Source organism: Denitratisoma sp. agr-D3, assembly GCF_054658675.1.
In genome coordinates this window covers 562,501-580,518 of sequence record NZ_BAAGIA010000001.1, presented here as the reverse complement: position 1 = coordinate 580,518, position 18,018 = coordinate 562,501, and the positions used below count along the sequence as shown (strand labels likewise).

The following is an 18,018-nucleotide window of genomic DNA, read 5'->3' as shown; positions in this document are numbered from 1 at the left end:
CGATTACTTGTTGCTGGTGGTGATGCCGGGTTTCCAGACCTGGCCGATGGACAGGCTGGTCAGCTTCTTGCGGCGACCGTAGATGACGTTGACGATGGCGCGGGACACCACCACCGAACTGAAGATGGAAGTCATGATGCCCAGGCAGTGCACCACGGCGAAGCCCCGCACGGGACCGGAACCGAAGATCAGCAGGGCGATGCCGGCGATCAGGGTGGTCACGTTGGAGTCGAGAATGGTGGCCCAGGCCCGGTCGTAACCGGCCAGGATGGCGGCTTGCGGCGTGCTGCCGTTGCGCAGTTCCTCGCGGATGCGCTCGTTGATCAGCACGTTGGCGTCGATGGCCATGCCCAGGGTCAGGGCGATGGCGGCGATACCGGGCAGGGTCAAGGTGGCTTGCAACAGGGACAACAGGGCCACCAGGAACAGCAGGTTGGCGGACAGGGCCAGCACGGACACGGTACCGAACAGCAGGTAGTAGATCACCATGAAGGTGGCGATGGCGGTGAAGCCCCACAGGGTGGAGTGGAAACCCTTGCTGATGTTGTCGGCGCCCAGGCTGGGGCCGATGGTGCGCTCTTCGACGATGTCCATCGGCGCGGCCAGGGAACCGGCCCGCAGCAACAGGGCGGTGTCGTTGGCTTCCTGGGTGCTCATGCGACCGGAGATCTGCACGCGGCCACCGCCGATTTCGCTGCGAATGACGGGGGCAGTGACCACTTCACCCTTGCCCTTTTCGATGAGCAGGATGGCCATGCGCTTGTTCACGTTCTCGCGGGTCACGTCCTTGAAGATGCGGGCGCCGGCGGAGTCCAGGGTCAGATGCACGGCCGGTTCGTGGGTCTGGCCGTCGAAGCCGGGCTGGGCGTCGGTGAGGCGGTCGCCAGTGAGCACCACCTGCTTCTTCACCAGCAGGGGACGACCGCCCCGCTCCACGTAGTATTCGTCGCCGGCGGGCACCTGGCCCTTGGCGGCGGCTTCCATGATCACCGGATTGGCGCTGGCCTCGTCGTCCACCATGCGCACTTCCAGGCTGGCGGTGCGGCCCAGGATGTCCTTGGCCTTGGCCGTATCCTGCACGCCGGGCAGTTGCACGACGATGCGGTCGGCGCCCTGTTGCTGGATCACCGGCTCGGCCACGCCCAGTTCGTTGATCCGGTTGTGCAGGGTGGTGATGTTCTGCTTGAGGGCGAATTCCTGGATGGTCTTCTCGGCGGTGGGCTTGAGCGTCGCCACCAGCTTGTAGTCGGCGCCATCCTGTCCTTCGGCCAGGGCCAGGTCGGGCTGCTGGCTGTTGATGGCGGCCTTGGCCTTGTCCCGGGTGTCGGTATCGCGGAACTTGATGACCAGGCTCATGCCCTCGCGGCTGATGCCGCTATGGCGCACGTTCTTGTCCCGCAGCAGGCTGCGCAGGTCGGCGCCGGTGGCGTCGAGGCGCTTGGTCAGCGCGCCCTTCATGTCCACCTGCAACAGGAAATGCACGCCGCCCCGCAAGTCCAGGCCCAGGTACATGGGCAGGGCGTGGAGGGAGGTCAGCCAGTTGGGGGAATTGGACACCAGGTTCAGGGCCACGCTGTAGGCCGCGTCGTTGGGGTCGGGAATCAGGGCCTTTTCGATGACGTCCTTGGCCTTGAGTTGGGTGTCGGTGTCCGCCAGCCGCACACGTATGCTCTGGGGATCCGCATGGAGACCGGTGTTGGCGATGCCGGCGACCTTGAGGGCGTCCTCCACCTTGCCGAGCAGGGCGGTGTCCACCTTGATGGTGGCCTTGACGCTGGACACCTGCACCGCAGGCGCCTCGCCGAAGAAGTTGGGCAGGGTGTACAGCAGACCGAGCACCAGGGCGATGATCACCGTGGCGTTCTTCCAGAGAGGGTAGCGATTCATTTTTCGGAGTCGGACGGAGAAAGGAAAAGAGCCGAGGAACGCTCCCCGGCTCTTGGCTGAAGGTGCTTACAGCCCCTTCAAGGTGCCCTTGGGCAGCAGGGCGGCGACGGCGTTTTTCTGGATTTGCATGACGACGGGGCCTTCCTTGCCTTCCGCCACTTCCACGGCCAGGTAGTTTTCGCCCACCTTGGCAACGCGGCCGGCGATGCCGCCCTGGGTCACCACTTCGTCGCCCTTTTGCAGCTCGCTCACCAGGCGTTGGTGTTCCTTGGCCTTCTTCATCTGGGGACGGATCATGAGGAAATACATGACCACGAACATCAGGACGATGGGCAGGAAGCTCATCAGACCACCACCGGCATCGGCAGCGGCGCCAGCAGCTTGGGCATAGGCATTGGAAATCAGCACGTTATTGGCTCCATAGGGGATTGAAATCAGCCCGGGATTATACCGGGCGGCGCATCATTGCCGCGCCCATTCAATCGGGCGCGGTTTTCATGAAACTGGGCCACCGTCGCGGCGAAGGTCCCTTGCTCCAGGGCCAGTCGCAGTTCGGCGGTAAAGGTCTGGTAGTAATGCAGATTGTGGATGGTATTGAGGCGGGCTCCCAGGATTTCCCCGGTACGGTGCAGATGGTGGAGATAGGCCCGGGAGAAGTTCCGACAGGTATAGCAGCCGCAAGTTTCATCCAGGGGACGAACGTCGCTCTTGTAGCTGGCGTTCTTGATCTTGATGTCGCCCCAACGGGTGAACAGCCAGCCGTTGCGGGCATTGCGGGTGGGCATGACGCAATCGAACATGTCGATGCCCTGGCCGATGCCGTAAACAATGTCCTCCGGCGTGCCCACCCCCATCAGATATCGGGGCTTGTGCTGGGGCAGGCGCGGCGCGGTATGGGCCAGGATGCGACTGAACTCCTCCTTGGGCTCGCCCACGGAAAGGCCGCCGATGGCGTAGCCGTCGAAGCCGATGTCGGTCAGGCCGGCCAGGGACTCGTCGCGCAGATATTCGTGCATGCCGCCCTGGACGATGCCGAACAGGGCGTTGGCATTGCCCAGCCGGTCGTGCTCGTCCCGCGATCGGCGCGCCCAGCGCAGGGACAGGCGCATGGACTCGGCGGCCTGGCGCTCGTCGGCGGGATAGGGCGTGCATTCGTCGAAAATCATGACGATGTCGGAGTTCAGCGTGTGCTGAATCTGCATGGAGTCCTCGGGTCGCATGAACAGGCGGTCGCCGTTGATGGGCGACTGGAACTTGACGCCCTCCTCCGTGATCTTGCGCAGATCCCCCAGGCTGAACACCTGGAAGCCGCCGGAGTCGGTGAGAATGGGCCGCTGCCAGCCCATGAACTTGTGCAAGCCGCCATGGGCGCGGATCACGTCCAGACCGGGACGCAACCAGAGGTGGAAGGTGTTGCCCAGGACGATGCGGGCGCCCATGTCCTCCAGTTCATTGGGGGCCATGGCCTTCACCGTGCCGTAGGTGCCCACGGGCATGAACACGGGGGTTTCCACGGTGCCGTGGGCCAGTTCCAGGCGGCCGCGCCGGGCTTGGCCGTCTTGGGCGAGGAGTTCGAATTTCATGACAAATCCTGACGATGGATCAGCATGGCATCGCCATAGCTGAAGAAACGGTATTCGTGATCGATGGCGTGGCGATAGGCGGCGCGGATGTTGTCCATGCCGCCGAAGGCCGACACCAGCATGAGCAGGGTGGACTTAGGCAAATGGAAATTGGTCAGCAACAGGTCGGCCACCTGGAAGATGAAGCCCGGGGTGATGAAGATGTCGGTATTGCCGCTGCCCGCTTGCAGGGCACCGTAACGCGCGGCGGACTCCAGGGTGCGCAGGCTGGTGGTGCCCACCGCCACCACGCGGCCACCCCGGGCGCGGGTGGCGGCAATGGCGTCCACCGTGGCCTGGGGAATGGCGTAGCGTTCGCTGTGCATGCGATGGTCGGCGATGCGCTCCACCCGTACCGGCTGGAAGGTCCCCGCCCCGACATGGAGGGTGACGTGGGCGATGTCGATGCCCTTGTCGCGCAGAGCTGTCAGCAGCGCCTCGTCGAAATGCAGGCCGGCCGTGGGCGCCGCCACGGAGCCCTTTTCCCGGGCGAAAACGGTCTGGTAGCGGCTCTCGTCCGCTTCGGCGGCACTGCGCTCAATATAGGGCGGCAGCGGCAGGCGGCCGTGCTGCTCAATCAGGTCGAGGGCATCCGCCGGGAAACGCAGCAGGTAGAACTCCCCTTCCCGCCCCAGCACCTCGACGCCGATCGACCCTTCCAGCAACAGGCGACTGCCAGGCTTGGGCGACTTGCTGGCCCGCACCTGGGCCAGGACGTCCGTGGCGTTGAGGGGGCGTTCCACCAACACCTCCACCTGGCCGCCGCTGTCCTTCTGGCCCAGCAGGCGGGCGTGGAGCACCCGGGTGTCGTTCATCACCAGCAGGTCTCCGGCCCGCAGCAAGTCCGGCAGATCACGGATGGAACGGTCGGCCAGGTGCCCGCCGCGCATTTCCAGTAGGCGGCTGGCGGAGCGCTCGGCCAGGGGCGCCTGGGCGATGCGCTGAGGGGGGAGATCAAAGTCGAAATCGGCGAGGGTGTAGTCCATTCGTCCACTCATGGGGTTGCCGCGGCGCGCAAGGCAAGGGGATGGGCAAGGGAATGGCCGTTCGCCAGCAACAATCCCGCCCGCCGCAAAAAAACACCGCTATAATCCGCACCCTTCATCGGGCGCGCTGTTCTGGCCGCGTCCGTCTGAGCCGAGATGGCGGAATCGGTAGACGCAGCGGATTCAAAATCCGCCGCCGCAAGGTGTGAGGGTTCGAGTCCCTCTCTCGGCACCAAATCCCAGCTTCCCAAGACTTCCATAGCCTCCAGGCCGACGCCCCATGGGCATCGGCGCCGCTTGCCGCCCATCATTCCTTGAAGGGATTCTTGGTGGACTTGTACTGGATGCGCAGGGGCGTGCCCTGGAGCTTGAAGGTCTCCAGGAAGCTGCGTTCCAGGTAGCGCGTATAGGAGTCCGGCACGTGGTCCAGGGCATTGCCGTGAATCACGATGATGGGAGGATTGCTGCCCCCCTGGTGGGCATAGCGCAGCTTGGGCTTGAACAGGCCGTGGCGCGGCGGTGACTGCTTCTGCACCGCGTTGAGCAGGGCCCGTGTCAGCTTGGGCGTAGGCAGTTTGACCATGGCGGCGGCGTAGGCCTTGTCCACCGAACCCAGGACGCTGACGATGCCCTGGCCGTTCAAGGCCGAAATGGTGTGGGTGCGGGCGAAGCCGAGGAAATTGAGCTTGCGCGCCACGTCCTGCTTGACCCGTTCCTTGCGGTAGTCGTCGATGGCATCCCACTTGTTGATGGCCAGCACCAGGGCCCGCCCCGCTTCGATACAAAAACCGGCGATGTGGGCATCCTGGTCGGAAATGTCCTGGCTGGCATCCAGCATCAGCACGACCACGTTGGCTTCTTCCACCGCTTGGAGGGTCTTGATCACCGAGAACTTTTCGATGGCCTCGAACACCTTGCCCTTGCGCCGCAGACCGGCGGTGTCGATCAGGGTGTAGTGCTTGCCGTTGCGTTCGAAGGGAATTTCGATGGCGTCGCGCGTGGTGCCGGGCATGTCGAAGGCAATCACCCGCTCTTCGCCGAGCAGGGCGTTGATCAGGGTGCTCTTGCCCACGTTGGGACGACCGGCGATGGCGACGCGGGGACCGCGAACCGCCTCGGCATCCTCGTCGTCCTCGGGGAAAGGCGCCAGGGCGACGTCGATCAGTTCGCGCACGCCGTCGCCGTGGGCGGCGGAAATCACCATGGGGTCGCCGCAACCCAGTTCGTAGAACTCGGCACCGACGATGGCGCGCTCCATGCCCTCGGCCTTGTTCACCACCAGGTGCAGGGGGCGACCGGAACGACGCAGGCGGTCAGCGATCACCTTGTCCTGAGGCGTCAGGCCGGTGCGGCCGTCCACGATGAACAACAGCACGTCGGCTTCGGCAATGGCGGCCTCGGCCTGACGCACCATCTCATGGACGATGCCCTCCTTGACCTGGGGCTCGAAGCCGCCGGTATCCACCACCAGATAGGGACGGTCGCCGAGACGGCCATGGCCGTAATGACGGTCCCGGGTGAGGCCGGGTTGGTCCGCCACCAAAGCGTCCCGGGAACGGGTCAGGCGGTTGAAGAGGGTGCTCTTGCCCACATTGGGACGTCCCACCAGGACAAGGGTTGGTTTCATTGAGACTCAGTCGAAGGCGATGGCAGCCAGGGTGCCATTGGTGGTTTGAATCAGTACCGCATCGCCGAGGCGGCGGGGGTCGGCCTTGATGGCGCTGCCATCCAGGGCGGCCCGGCTGGCGAAGGAACCGTCGTCGCGGCGCAGGGCATGGACGTAGCCCTGGGCATCACCCACCACCACGTAGTTGCTGATGACCAGGGGCCGGGTCAAGCCCCGGTTGGCCAGCTTGACTTGCTTCCAGGCGCTGGCCCCGGCCTTGCGGTCGTAGGCGATGACGTTGCCCTTGTCGTCGCTGACATAGGCATTGCGGCTGTCCAGGTCCATGCCGGCGAAGGAGGAAACGTCCTTGGCCCACAGGGTCTGGGCATTGCTCGCATCGAAGCAGGCCACCCGGCCCTGGTAGGCCACGGCACAAACCTCGCGGCCGCTGATGACCGGGCTGCTGGTGATGTCGGCGACGCGCTCCAGTTCGGTGGCACCCTTGGGCAGGGCCACGGTCACTTCCCACACGGCGGCGCCGTTGTTGAGGGCCACGGCCACCAGCTTGCCGCCGGCAAAGCCGGACATCAGGGCGCCGGGCACGGCCACCATGCCGGTGGCGGCGCGCAGACTCAGGGCCGGCGTGCTGCGCTGATAGACCCAGCGGCGCTTGCCATCGGCAACGTCGAAGGCGTAGATACGCGCATCGCCGCTACGCACCGCCACCAGTCCCTCGGTGATCAGGGGCGCGGACAACACTTCGGAGCCTACCTTGGCCTGCCAGAGCGGCGCACCGGTGTCGGCGTTGAAGGCCAGCACGTCGCCCTTGGGGGTGCCAACCACCACCAGCTTGCCGTCGCTGCCGACGCCGCCGGACAGGGGCTGGCCGGCATTGACGCGCCAAGTTTGGCGGCCGTTTTCGATGCGGGTCAAACTGCCATCCGCCGCCGCGGCGAACACGCTGTCGCCGACGATGGCGGGAGAAAAGACGAAGCTGCCGGCGTTGCCGACGGAGACGCTCCACAGCACCTTGTTGGCGACGGCCTTGCTGTCCAGGGTCACCAGGGGGGCCGGCAGGGTCTTGGGATCGGGCTTGGCACCGAAGGGATTGAGGGCGTCCAGGGATGAGCAGCCGGCAAGGCCAGCGGCCAGGAGGACGGCCAGCAGGGTCAGCGGACGCTTCATCATTGGGCGCCACCCAGGCTGTCGAGCTTGGCCTGCAAGACCTCGTGATAGGCCCGGTGTTGTCCGGCCGCGCCGTCCTTTTCCTGTTTTTCCAGGGCGGCCAGGGCGGCTTGGTAGGCGCTCTTGGCCTCGGCCTTCTTGTCCTGGCTGGCCAACACGTCGCCCTTCAATTCGGCGAAGCGGGCCGCATAGGCCGGGGTGGATTCGCCGCCCAGGGCCTTGAGGGCCGCATCGTAGGATTTTTCATCCAGCAACAGGGTGGCCAGCCGCAGGCGGGCCAGGTCGCGCAAGGCCTCGTCCTTGGCGTTTTCCGCCGCCCATTGCAGATGGGTCTGGGCATTCTTGGCGTCGTCGGTTTCCGCCGAGACCTTGCCCGACAACAGGGCGCCCATGGCGGCGTAGGTGGTGCGCGGGTATTTGTCGATCAACTCACCGGCCAGTTGCCGCACCTGCTTGCCATCGCGGGCATTGGCGGCTTGTTCAATACCGGCATAGAGGCCCGCGGCCTGGGTCGCCTGGCTGCGCTGATACCAAGCCCAGCCCTGCCACGCCACGGCCACCAGGGCCGCCACGGCAAGGGCGAGAGTCACCAGGTTGCCGTATTGCTTCCACCAGGTCTTCAGTTCGTCCAGTTGTTCCTGTTCTTCCAGGTCGTACACAGCCATCGTCTTCTCCACTGCGGCAAACACCGCGATTATTCTTCCGATCCAAAAATCCAGTCGGCCGCCGTTTCGGCCAAATGCTCCATCGCCACGCGCTTTTGGGCATTCTCCGGCGCATTGCGTGCTTCCTCGTCCAGGCGCAGGGGCTTGAGACTGACCTCACCCGCCTCGGCTTCCTCGTCGCCGATCACCGCCGCCAGGGTGGCGCCGGAACCATCGGCCTTTTTCATCTGGGACTTGAAGCTGCCGCCGCCGCAATGGAGCTGCACGGCGAAGCCCGCATCCCGCAGCAGTTCGGCGGCCTTGAAAGCGTGACGGGCGGCGGCTTCACCCTGGTGTACCACGTACACGTCGGGGGCCGGTTTCTGGTGCTCGTTGCCCTGGTCCTTCCACAGGGCCAGCAGACGCTCGATGCCCATGGCGAAACCGCAGGCGGGCGCGGGCTTGCCGCCCAACTGGCCGACCAGGCCGTCGTAGCGGCCACCGGCGCAGACGGTGCCCTGGGCGCCGAGCTGGTCGGTGATCCACTCGAACACGGTCAGGTTGTAGTAGTCCAGGCCGCGCACCAGGCGGGGGTTGATCTTGTAGGGAATGCCGGCGTCCTTGAGGATGTTCTGCACCCCCTCGAAATGCTTGAGGGACTCCTCGCCCAGGTAGTCGATCAGCTTGGGCGCGGCGTCCACGATGTCCTGCATCTCGGGATTCTTGGTATCGAGAATGCGCAGCGGGTTGCTGTGCAGGCGACGCTTGGCGTCCGCATCCAGGCGGGCCTCATGCTGTTCCAGGTAGGCGATCAGGTCGGCACGGTGGCGGGCGCGCTCATCGGCCTGGCCCAGGGTATTGAGTTCGAGACGGATGCCTTCCAGGCCCAGGTCGTCCCACAGGCGGGCGCCCATGAGAATTTGCTCGGCATCCACATCGGGGCCGGCGAAACCCAGCGCCTCCACGCCCACCTGATGGAACTGGCGGTAGCGGCCCTTCTGGGGGCGCTCATGGCGGAACATGGGGCCGGTGTACCAAAGACGGCGCGGGCCGTCGTAAAGCAGATTGTGCTGGAGCACGGCGCGCACGCAGGAGGCGGTGCCTTCGGGGCGCAGGGTGAGCCTCTCGCCGTTGAGGCTATCCTCGAAGGAATACATCTCCTTCTCAACGATGTCGGTCACCTCGCCGATGGCGCGGCTGAACAGGGGCGTGGGCTCCACCAGGGGCATGCGGATGGGACGGTAGCCGTAGGCGCGCAACCACTCGCGCACCAGTTCCTCGAACTGCTCCCAGAGTTCGGCTTCGTCGGGCAGGATGTCATTCATCCCACGGATGGCTTGCAGGGTCTGGCTCATTGTTTCCTAACTTCAGCCACGGGCCGCATAGCGGCTGGCCACGTAATCGTCGATGATTTTCTTGAATGCTTCGGTCAGGCCGTCGCCGCGCAGGGTGGTGACGCGCTCGCCGTCCACATAGACCGGGGCCACCGGTTCTTCGCCGGTGCCGGGCAGGGAAATGCCGATGTTGGCGTGCTTGCTCTCGCCGGGGCCGTTCACCACGCAACCCATCACGGCGAGGGTCATGTCTTCCACGCCGATCCGCGCCAGCTTCCACTGGGGCATCTGTTCGCGGATGTAGCTTTGCACGTCCTGGGCCAGTTCCTGGAAGTAGGTGCTGGTGGTGCGACCGCAGCCGGGGCAGGCGGCCACCAGGGGCATGAAGGAACGCAGCCCCATGGTTTGCAGGATTTCCTGGGCGACGATGACCTCCTTAGTCCGGTCACCATTGGGTTCCGGCGTCAGGGAGATGCGGATGGTGTCGCCGATGCCTTCCTGCAACAGCACGGACAAGGCCGCCGTGGAGGCGACGATGCCCTTGCTGCCCATGCCGGCCTCGGTCAGGCCCAGGTGCAGGGCGAACTCGCATTGGGCGGCCAGGTCGCGGTAGATGGCGATCAAGTCCTGCACGCCGGAGACCTTGCAGGAGAGCACGATATGGTCGGCGGGCAGGCCCAGTTCCACGGCCTTGTGGGCGGACTCCAGGGCCGAGGCCACCATGGCTTCGCGCATGATCTCGGTGGCGTCCTTGGGCTGGGCGCGCTTGGCGTTTTCGTCCATGACCCGGGCCAGCAGGGACTGGTCAAGGCTGCCCCAATTGACGCCGATGCGGACCGGCTTGTCGTACTTGCAGGCGATCTCGATCAACTGGGCGAACTGTTCGTCGCGCTTGGCGCCCTTGCCCACGTTGCCGGGATTGATGCGCAGCTTGGCCAGGGCCTCGGCGCATTCGGGCACTTCGGTCAGCAACTTGTGACCGTTGAAATGGAAGTCCCCCACCAGGGGCACATCCAGGCCCATGGCCAGCAGGCGCTCCTTGATCTTGGGTACCGCAGCCGCGGCTTCCCGGGTATTGACGGTGATGCGCACGATCTCGGAACCGGCCCGGGCCAGTTGGGCCACCTGCATGGCGGTACCGAAGTCGTCCACTGTGTCAGTGTTGGTCATGGACTGCACCAGCACGGGATGATCGCCGCCCAGGAAGACGCCGCCGACGCGGACGGCATGGGAACGACGGCGGGCCAAGGGGCCGCGGGGAATGGAAACACTCATGGGGTTGGATTTCAGTCCAGCGTCAGGCGGGCGACTTCGTCCCGGGCATAGGGCTGGAGATTCACTTTCTGTTCGTTATAGACGACCTTGACGGCGGAAGCCTTGCCCACCCACACCTGGAAGGGCGGCTTGCCCATGGCGACCTGGTGGCTGCCGGCAGAAAACTCGCCGGTCAACACGACGCGTTGGTTCGCATCCTTGATTTCGATCCAGGACCGTCCGTCAAAATCCAGGACGATTTGCTTTTGTCCCGGCACCGGTTGCGCCGACGCGGCAGGCGTAGGAGTGGCGGGAGCAGGGACAGCCTTCGCTGCGGGAGCCGGCGCAGGCGTAGGGGCGGCGCTTGCAGCCGGGGCAGCGGGTGCGGCCTTCGCCGGCACGGGTGCCGGTGCTGGCGTAGGTGCTGGCGCCACCGCTGGTGCGGGAAGCGTTGCGGGCGTTGCGGGCGTGGCGGCAGCCGGTGCCGGCACGGGCTCCGCCGCCGGCGCGGTCACGGCAACGGGGGTCGGGGCGGCGACGGCAGCGGATGCCACGGGCTGGGGCGCTTCCTCTTCCTTGACGGCAGGGCTGACGACGCTTTCCCCACCACCGAGTTTTTCGTTCAGGCTTAGCCAATAAGCAGCCACGGCCAGTACCACCACCAGGGCCATCGCCAGCAGCAGCCATTTCTGATTGCGTTCGACGAAGGGCTGGGTGGAGGCTTCGCCCATGTTGGTGGGGGCGACGATCTCGGCCTGGGAAGGCGGCGCGCTGGCATCCAGCAGGGCCAACAGAGGAGCATCGTCCATTTTCAGGAAACGGGCGTAGCTGCGGATGAAGCCGCGCAGGAAGGTCGCCCCTTGCAAAACCTCGTAGTTGTCGGCCTCCAGCGCCTCAAGTTGGCGCACGCCGAACTTGAGGGTGTGGGCCACCTCGCTCAAGGACAGACCACGGGCTTCCCGCTCCGCCTTCAACCGGCTACCCGGCATCACAACGGGGGTGGGCTCAGGCGTTGTCTCGGCCGTCAGCAGATCGGCCACTTGCAGTTCTTCGCTCATTCGAATCGCCCTTGGGACAACAACAATGTTTCATTGGAATCGGGGAAGCGCTGCCGCAACTGGGAAAAGTAGCGGGCCTCCTCGCTACGGTCTCCACTCTTGCGGGCAATGCGCAAGCCCAGCCAGGCTGACGCGGCGGTCATTTCAGTTTTGCGGTGGAACTCGGCCAGGCGCAAGCGCGCTTCGCCGATGCGGCCCGTCCGGTAGTTCAAGTCGGCCAACAGGAACAGGCTGCGCAGATTGTTCGGGTCCAGACGCAAGGCACGCTGGAGGAAGGTTTCCGCCAAGGCCTCATCGCCATTCTTGGCGGCGCACTGGGCGGCGTTGTTCATGGTGAGGGCCGGGGTCCCGTACAGGGGATTGCGCATGGCCGTTTCGAAATAGCTCATCGCCTTGGCGTAGCGGCCGGTTTCGCAAAGGAACCAGCCGTAGTTGTTGCTGATGTCGGGGTCTCCAGGGGCGATGCTCAAGGCGCGCTGGAAGGCATCCTCAGCCTGGGCATTGTCCTTGAGCTCCAGGTTGATCAAGCCCAACAGGTTGTAGGCCAGAGCATAGCCGCTGTCGATGTCGAGGGCGACCCGGGCCTCCTCCAGGGCAGCCACCAGGTTCTTGGCCTCGTAATAGGCAAAACCCAATTCGGTATGGATGCGGGCCCGGTTGCGCACGTCGCTGCCGACCGCCTGTTGGGACACGGGCTGCACCACTTGCCGCGGCGCCGTACTGGTGCAGGCGGCAAGCAAGGCCAACAAGGGGATCAGGAACAGGCGGCTCACGGGGCGACCTCCACCAGGGGAATGCTGCGCTGCGCGGTACGGCCGGACTTGTCCTTCACCTGTCCGGCGAGCTGGCCGCAGGCGGCGTCGATGTCGTCGCCCCGGGTCTTGCGCGTGGTGGTGACGATGCCGGCGCCCATGAGGATGTCGGCAAAACGCCGCACCCGCTCGGCGGGAGAGCGACCGAAGGGGGACTTGGGGAAGGGATTGAAGGGAATCAGGTTGAACTTGCAGGGAACGTCCTGCACCAGCCGGATCAGGGCGCGGGCATCCGCATCGCTGTCGTTGATGCGGTCCAGCATGACGTATTCAAAGGTGATGAAGTCACGGGGCGCCTTCACCAGATAACGTTGGCAGGCGGCCATCAAATCCGCCAAGGGGTATTTTTGGTTGATGGGGACCAGCTTGTCCCGCAGGTCATCCCTCGGCGCGTGCAGGGACACTGCCAGGGCCACAGGGCAGGCATCGCGCAGACGGTCCATGGCCGGGACGATGCCGGAGGTGGAGACGGTCACCCGCCGCCGGGACAAGCCGTAGGCATTGTCGTCCAGCATCAGATTGAGGGCGGTCACCACATTGTCGAAATTGGCCAGGGGTTCGCCCATGCCCATCATCACCACGTTGCTGATGATGCGCTCGCCCTTCGGGTCTCGGCCCAGGGCTCGGTTGGCCTGCCACAGTTGGCCGATGATCTCGGCCACGGTCAGGTTGCGGTTGAATCCCTGCTTGCCCGTGGAGCAGAAAGCGCAATCCAGGGCGCAGCCGGCTTGGGAGGAAATGCACAGGGTGCCGCGGGTTTCCTCGGGGATGAAAACGGTTTCGATGGCGTTGCCGTTGCCCACGTCCATCAGGAACTTGCGGGTACCGTCGTCGGAAGTCTTGTCCGAAACGACCGGGGGCGGCTGCACTACCGCGTTCGCCTTGAGCTTTTCGCGCAAGCTCTTGGCGATGTCGGTCATGGCATCGAAGTCATCCTGCCCGAAACGATGGACCCAGCGCTCCACCTGGGTGGCGCGGAACGCCTTCTCGCCCAATGCGGCGAAATAAGCGGTCAGGCCGGGGCCATCGTAATCGAGCAGGTTGATGGTCATGCGTGCCGAATTAACGCTTGTAGACGTTCAACGCGGGGAAGAAGTAGGCCACTTCCACGGCGGCGGTTTCGGGCGCGTCGGAGCCGTGCACGGCGTTGGCGTCGATGGACTCGGCGAAATCGGCGCGGATGGTGCCCTTGTCGGCCTTCTTGGGATCGGTGGCGCCCATCAGTTCGCGGTTCTTCAGAATGGCGTTTTCACCTTCCAGCACTTGCACAAAGACGGGGCCAGAGATCATGAAGTCCACCAGATCCTTGAAGAAGGGACGTTCCTTGTGCACGGCGTAGAAACCTTCGGCTTCGGCGCGGGACAATTGCACCAGGCGGGCGGCGGCGATCTTGAGGCCGGCAGCCTCGAAACGGCTGATGATCTGGCCGATCACGTTCTTGGCAACGGCATCGGGTTTGATGATGGACAGGGTGCGTTCAATCGCCATTTGTTTCTCCTTGGGAAATTTCCCGTTTGGTCTTGAAAAGTACCGGATTTTAGCAAGTCGGACAGGCAAACTCTAACGTGATTCCATCTTCTTCCGGCCCGCAGCGGTATTTTTCGGCGATTCCCACGCCGTGAACCCAAATCAGCTCGTCGCCATGGAAAAGCAGGGGCAATTTTGCCCGCCACCACGGAGGGCAATCCGACTCCCGCAACAGGTCTTTCAGCGACCGGTGATGCTTGCCGTCGAGGCAAATTTTCTCCCCCCCATGCCGGGGGCGCAGCGAGCATGGCAGGGTCAAGCGCCCCATCGCAATGCCCTCCCCCCTGACGGGAGTAGTGATGATGTAACCGCCGCCCCACTCCGCTCGGGATTCCCCCTGCCATGGACGGATCGTCAAATCAGGCGGCTCAGCCAGGGGAAGGACAAAGATTCGATCCCGATAACGCCGGATTTCATGGGCGCCGACGCGCAAGCACACTTGCCGGTCCGGCCCGGCGCCCAGCAATTGGGCGGCGGCTTCGTCCAGCCAGCGCGCCGACGGCAACCTGAGGCCTTGCCGGCGCAGATTGTAGGCCAGGGCATTGAGCGCCCGGGCATGTCCTTTTTCTTGTCCCAATTGGCGTAGCAAGTGCCCAGGCAATGGGGCCTCGGCGGCACCGTCTTCTTCCGCCAATTGTTCAAGCAAGTCCTGCCCCTGGGCAAAATGCGATGCTGCCGTCGCCAGATTTTTCCGGGCACCGTGAAACCGACGCTCCAACTCGGGCAACACCTGGTGGCGCAAGTAGTTGCGCTGATGCTGGGTCGATGCGTTGCTTTCATCCTCGATCCAATGCAATCCTCGCCGTGTGGCGTATTCCCGCAGCTCACCTTGCGCACAAGCCAACAGGGGGCGCAATACCCGTCCTTGACGCTGGGGGATGCCGGCCGCGCCAAGCACGCCCGTTCCCCGCAACAGGTTCAGCAGCAGGGTTTCCGCTTGGTCGTCCTGATGATGGGCTTGCAGAATGAAATCCGCCGCTACATGCACAAAGGCCTCGTAGCGGGCACGTCGGGCCTCGGCCTCCAGGCTAGGGCGCTGCCGGTCAACCGCGACCCGTACTGCCTCGAAGGGGATACCCCGAGCCTGGCACTGGGCTCGGCAGTGGGCTTCCCAGGCGTCGGCGTTGGGACTGAGGCCATGGTTGACGTGGATGGCGCTGAGCTGGATGCGACTGTTCGAGGCCGCGCAAAAGGTTGCCGCCGCATCCAGCAGAACGGTCGAATCCAACCCGCCCGAATAAGCCACGCAGAAACGGATGGTGCCGGTGTCCGGCAACAGGGGTCGCAGGAACGCCGTCAGCGCCGCGACAACCCTGTCATCAGTGGTGGGCGAGTTCCTTGAACTTGCCATAACTCATGAGACGCTCGAAACGGCGCTCAATGAGTTCGGCCGAGGACAAGTCCGCAACTTGTTTGAGGGACTCCTGCAAGGCCTTTTTCAAGGTGGCGGCCACGGCCTTATGGTCACGATGGGCGCCGCCGACCGGCTCATTGATGACTTTGTCCACCAGCCCCAGGGATTTCAAGCGCGTGGCCGTGATCCCCATGGTTTCGGCGGCATCGCTGGCGCGCTCGGCGCTCTTCCACAGAATCGAAGCGCAACCTTCGGGCGAAATGACCGAATAAACCGAATATTGAAGCATCAGCACGGCATCGCCGACAGCAATGGCCAAGGCGCCGCCGGAACCACCCTCGCCAATCACGGTGGTGATCAAGGGCACCTTCAATTGCGCCATTTCGAACAGGTTGCGGCCGATTGCTTCGGATTGGCCTCGCTCTTCGGCATCAATGCCGGGATAGGCACCCGGGGTATCGACGAAGGTGAAGATCGGCATGCCGAACTTTTCTGCGGTCTTCATCAGGCGCAAGGCTTTGCGATATCCCTCGGGACGGGGCATGCCGAAGTTGCGCAGAATCTTTTCCTTGGTGTCACGGCCCTTTTGGTGGCCGATCACCATGCACGACTGTCCGTTGAATCGCGCCAAGCCGCCGATGATCGCCCGGTCGTCGGCGAATGCGCGATCACCATGCAGCTCCTCGAAATCGGTGAAGATGTGCTCGATGTAATCGAGGGTGTACGGCCGCTGTGGGTGCCGCGACACCAACGCGCTCTGCCATGGCGTGAGCTTCGCGTAGATATCCTTGGTCAGGGTCTGGCTCTTGACCTCCAACCGACTGATTTCCTCAGAAATATCCACGGCCGAATCGTTCTGCGCATAGCGCAACTGCTCGATCTTGCCTTCCAACTCAGCGATCGGCTGTTCGAAATCCAGAAAGGTCGTTTTCATATTGCAATTGTACCAAGACCGCTATTCCGTTCGAACGGTTTTATCAGTTAGCAGGAGCGTAGGGGCTGGATTCGCCGTTGTGAGCGCTTGATATCTACAAAGACACACAACCGTTGTGCATGCACGTTGTGAAGCCTATCGAGGCGGAGATCAAGGGTTGATCAAGCGTTGCACGGAAGTGCAACTACAAATGCAAACGCCCCACCTGGAGACAGGAGGGGCGTTTGTTTGAGGGGGGTCTGGCGCTGACCTACTTTCTCACCCGAGTGGGCAATATCATTGGCGCGGTCTTGTTTCACGGTCCTGTTCGGGATGGGAAGGGGTGGTTCCAAGACGCTATGGGCACCAGACTAAACTGGCGTGTCGAGAGGGTGAGCGTATAGCTGTTAGCTCAAGACACATGATTCGGTGAAGTAAAGATTTAATGAGGTTGGTGATGCATTTTGCGCAGAGTTGCTCGTGGTGATTAGCCACTGGCACTCAAAGTTATAGGGTCAAGCCGCACGGGCAATTAGTATTGGTTAGCTTAATGCATTACTGCACTTCCACACCCAACCTATCAACGTCCTGGTCTTGGACGACCCTTTAGGGGAATCGAGTTCCCGGGATATCTCATCTTGAGGCGAGTTTCCCGCTTAGATGCTTTCAGCGGTTATCTCTTCCGTACTTAGCTACCCGGCGATGCGACTGGCGTCACAACCGGTACACCAGAGGTACGTCCACTCCGGTCCTCTCGTACTAGGAGCAGGCCCCCTCAAATATCCAACGCCCACGGCAGATAGGGACCAAACTGTCTCACGACGTTTTAAACCCAGCTCACGTACCACTTTAAATGGCGAACAGCCATACCCTTGGGACCGGCTACAGCCCCAGGATGTGATGAGCCGACATCGAGGTGCCAAACTCCGCCGTCGATATGAACTCTTGGGCGGAATCAGCCTGTTATCCCCAGAGTACCTTTTATCCGTTGAGCGATGGCCCTTCCATACAGAACCACCGGATCACTATGACCTGCTTTCGCACCTGCTCGTCTTGTTGGACTCGCAGTCAAGCCTTCTTTTGCCATTGCACTATCAGTACGATGTCCGACCGTACCTAGAAGACCTTCGTACTCCTCCGTTACCCTTTAGGAGGAGACCGCCCCAGTCAAACTGCCCACCATGCACGGTCCCCGATCCGGATTCACGGATCAAGGTTAGAACCTCAACGACACCAGGGTGGTATTTCAAGGTTGGCTCCACGCGATCTGGCGACCACGTCTCACAGCCTCCCACCTATCCTACACAAGTCCCGTCAAAGTCCAATGCAAAGCTACAGTAAAGGTTCATGGGGTCTTTCCGTCTAGCCGCGGGGAGATTGCATCTTCACAAACACTTCAACTTCGCTGAGTCTCAGGAGGAGACAGTGTGGCCATCATTACGCCATTCGTGCAGGTCGGAACTTACCCGACAAGGAATTTCGCTACCTTAGGACCGTTATAGTTACGGCCGCCGTTTACCGGGGCTTCGATCAAGAGCTTGCACCCCATCACTTAACCTTCCGGCACCGGGCAGGCGTCACACCCTATACGTCATCTTTCGATTTTGCAGAGTGCTGTGTTTTTATTAAACAGTTGCAGCCACCGATTCTCTGCGGCCTCTTCACGCTCCACCCGCGGGGGCTTCACGCTACAAAGGCATACCTTCTCCCGAAGTTACGGTATCAATTTGCCGAGTTCCTTCTCCTGAGTTCTCTCAAGCGCCTTAGAATTTTCATCCTGCCCACCTGTGTCGGTTTGCGGTACGGTCGTCACAGACTGAAGCTTAGAGGCTTTTC

The 18,018-nt window shown here is 63.2% G+C and carries 15 protein-coding genes, 1 tRNA gene and 2 rRNA genes (1 of these 18 only partly in view); 1 reads left to right on the top strand and 17 read right to left on the bottom strand.

What is annotated here, in order from left to right:
• Nucleotides 1-3: 3 nt before the first annotated feature.
• The 4 genes from secD to queA form a co-directional block, all read right to left on the bottom strand.
• The gene (gene secD, locus ACYQ2U_RS02770) at nt 4-1,887 is read right to left on the bottom strand and encodes a protein translocase subunit SecD (protein ID WP_459948802.1); all 1,884 of its coding nucleotides are present in this window, start codon (nt 1,885-1,887) and stop codon (nt 4-6) included.
• Nucleotides 1,888-1,953: 66 nt separating this feature from the next.
• Nucleotides 1,954-2,295, bottom strand: a complete 342-nt coding sequence (yajC, locus tag ACYQ2U_RS02765; protein WP_459948801.1) for a preprotein translocase subunit YajC — start codon at nt 2,293-2,295, stop codon at nt 1,954-1,956.
• 26 nt (nt 2,296-2,321) lie between these two features.
• On the bottom strand, nt 2,322-3,470 hold the full coding sequence (gene tgt, locus ACYQ2U_RS02760; RefSeq protein WP_459948800.1) for a tRNA guanosine(34) transglycosylase Tgt: 1,149 nt from the start codon (nt 3,468-3,470) through the stop codon (nt 2,322-2,324).
• On the bottom strand, nt 3,467-4,495 hold the full coding sequence (gene queA / locus ACYQ2U_RS02755; RefSeq protein ID WP_459948799.1) for a tRNA preQ1(34) S-adenosylmethionine ribosyltransferase-isomerase QueA: 1,029 nt from the start codon (nt 4,493-4,495) through the stop codon (nt 3,467-3,469). Before queA ends, tgt begins: the two co-directional genes overlap by 4 nt.
• A gap of 150 nt (nt 4,496-4,645) precedes the next feature.
• Here queA and ACYQ2U_RS02750 point away from each other — a divergent pair.
• Nucleotides 4,646-4,730, top strand: a tRNA-Leu gene (locus ACYQ2U_RS02750).
• 72 nt (nt 4,731-4,802) lie between these two features.
• On the opposite strand, the gene der is transcribed toward ACYQ2U_RS02750, so the two are convergent.
• The 13 genes from der to ACYQ2U_RS02685 all read right to left on the bottom strand — a co-directional run.
• Nucleotides 4,803-6,122: a ribosome biogenesis GTPase Der gene (gene der, locus ACYQ2U_RS02745; RefSeq protein WP_459948798.1), complete on the bottom strand. Its 1,320-nt coding sequence runs from the start codon at nt 6,120-6,122 to the stop codon at nt 4,803-4,805.
• A 6-nt stretch (nt 6,123-6,128) separates the two neighbouring features.
• Nucleotides 6,129-7,289 (bottom strand): outer membrane protein assembly factor BamB, encoded by a 1,161-nt coding sequence (gene bamB, locus ACYQ2U_RS02740; RefSeq protein WP_459948797.1) that lies wholly within the window; start codon nt 7,287-7,289, stop codon nt 6,129-6,131.
• Nucleotides 7,286-7,951: a YfgM family protein gene (locus tag ACYQ2U_RS02735; protein WP_459948796.1), complete on the bottom strand. Its 666-nt coding sequence runs from the start codon at nt 7,949-7,951 to the stop codon at nt 7,286-7,288. Before ACYQ2U_RS02735 ends, bamB begins: the two co-directional genes overlap by 4 nt.
• Nucleotides 7,952-7,980: 29 nt before the next feature.
• Nucleotides 7,981-9,285 (bottom strand): histidine--tRNA ligase, encoded by a 1,305-nt coding sequence (hisS, locus tag ACYQ2U_RS02730; RefSeq protein WP_459948795.1) that lies wholly within the window; start codon nt 9,283-9,285, stop codon nt 7,981-7,983.
• 12 nt (nt 9,286-9,297) lie between these two features.
• A complete protein-coding gene (gene ispG, locus ACYQ2U_RS02725; RefSeq protein ID WP_459948794.1) occupies nt 9,298-10,539 on the bottom strand; it encodes a flavodoxin-dependent (E)-4-hydroxy-3-methylbut-2-enyl-diphosphate synthase in 1,242 nt (413 codons plus the stop codon).
• Between the two features lie 11 nt (nt 10,540-10,550).
• Nucleotides 10,551-11,576, bottom strand: coding sequence for a RodZ domain-containing protein (locus tag ACYQ2U_RS02720; RefSeq protein WP_459948793.1), 1,026 nt, complete (start codon nt 11,574-11,576; stop codon nt 10,551-10,553).
• Nucleotides 11,573-12,349, bottom strand: coding sequence for a type IV pilus biogenesis/stability protein PilW (pilW, locus tag ACYQ2U_RS02715; protein WP_459948792.1), 777 nt, complete (start codon nt 12,347-12,349; stop codon nt 11,573-11,575). The genes ACYQ2U_RS02720 and pilW overlap by 4 nt, the downstream gene beginning before the upstream one ends.
• Nucleotides 12,346-13,440, bottom strand: a complete 1,095-nt coding sequence (gene rlmN / locus ACYQ2U_RS02710) for a dual-specificity RNA methyltransferase RlmN (protein WP_459948791.1) — start codon at nt 13,438-13,440, stop codon at nt 12,346-12,348. The genes pilW and rlmN overlap by 4 nt, the downstream gene beginning before the upstream one ends.
• A 10-nt stretch (nt 13,441-13,450) precedes the next feature.
• The gene (gene ndk, locus ACYQ2U_RS02705; protein WP_459948790.1) at nt 13,451-13,876 is read right to left on the bottom strand and encodes a nucleoside-diphosphate kinase; all 426 of its coding nucleotides are present in this window, start codon (nt 13,874-13,876) and stop codon (nt 13,451-13,453) included.
• A 49-nt stretch (nt 13,877-13,925) separates the two neighbouring features.
• The gene (gene tilS / locus ACYQ2U_RS02700; protein WP_459948789.1) at nt 13,926-15,266 is read right to left on the bottom strand and encodes a tRNA lysidine(34) synthetase TilS; all 1,341 of its coding nucleotides are present in this window, start codon (nt 15,264-15,266) and stop codon (nt 13,926-13,928) included.
• Entirely contained in the window at nt 15,235-16,203 is a 969-nt protein-coding gene (locus ACYQ2U_RS02695) for an acetyl-CoA carboxylase carboxyltransferase subunit alpha (RefSeq protein WP_459948788.1), read from the bottom strand. Before ACYQ2U_RS02695 ends, tilS begins: the two co-directional genes overlap by 32 nt.
• A 237-nt stretch (nt 16,204-16,440) precedes the next feature.
• Nucleotides 16,441-16,553: ribosomal RNA gene (gene rrf / locus ACYQ2U_RS02690) — 5S ribosomal RNA — on the bottom strand.
• Nucleotides 16,554-16,693: 140 nt separating this feature from the next.
• Nucleotides 16,694-18,018: ribosomal RNA gene (locus ACYQ2U_RS02685) — 23S ribosomal RNA — on the bottom strand (it continues 1,554 nt past the right edge of the window).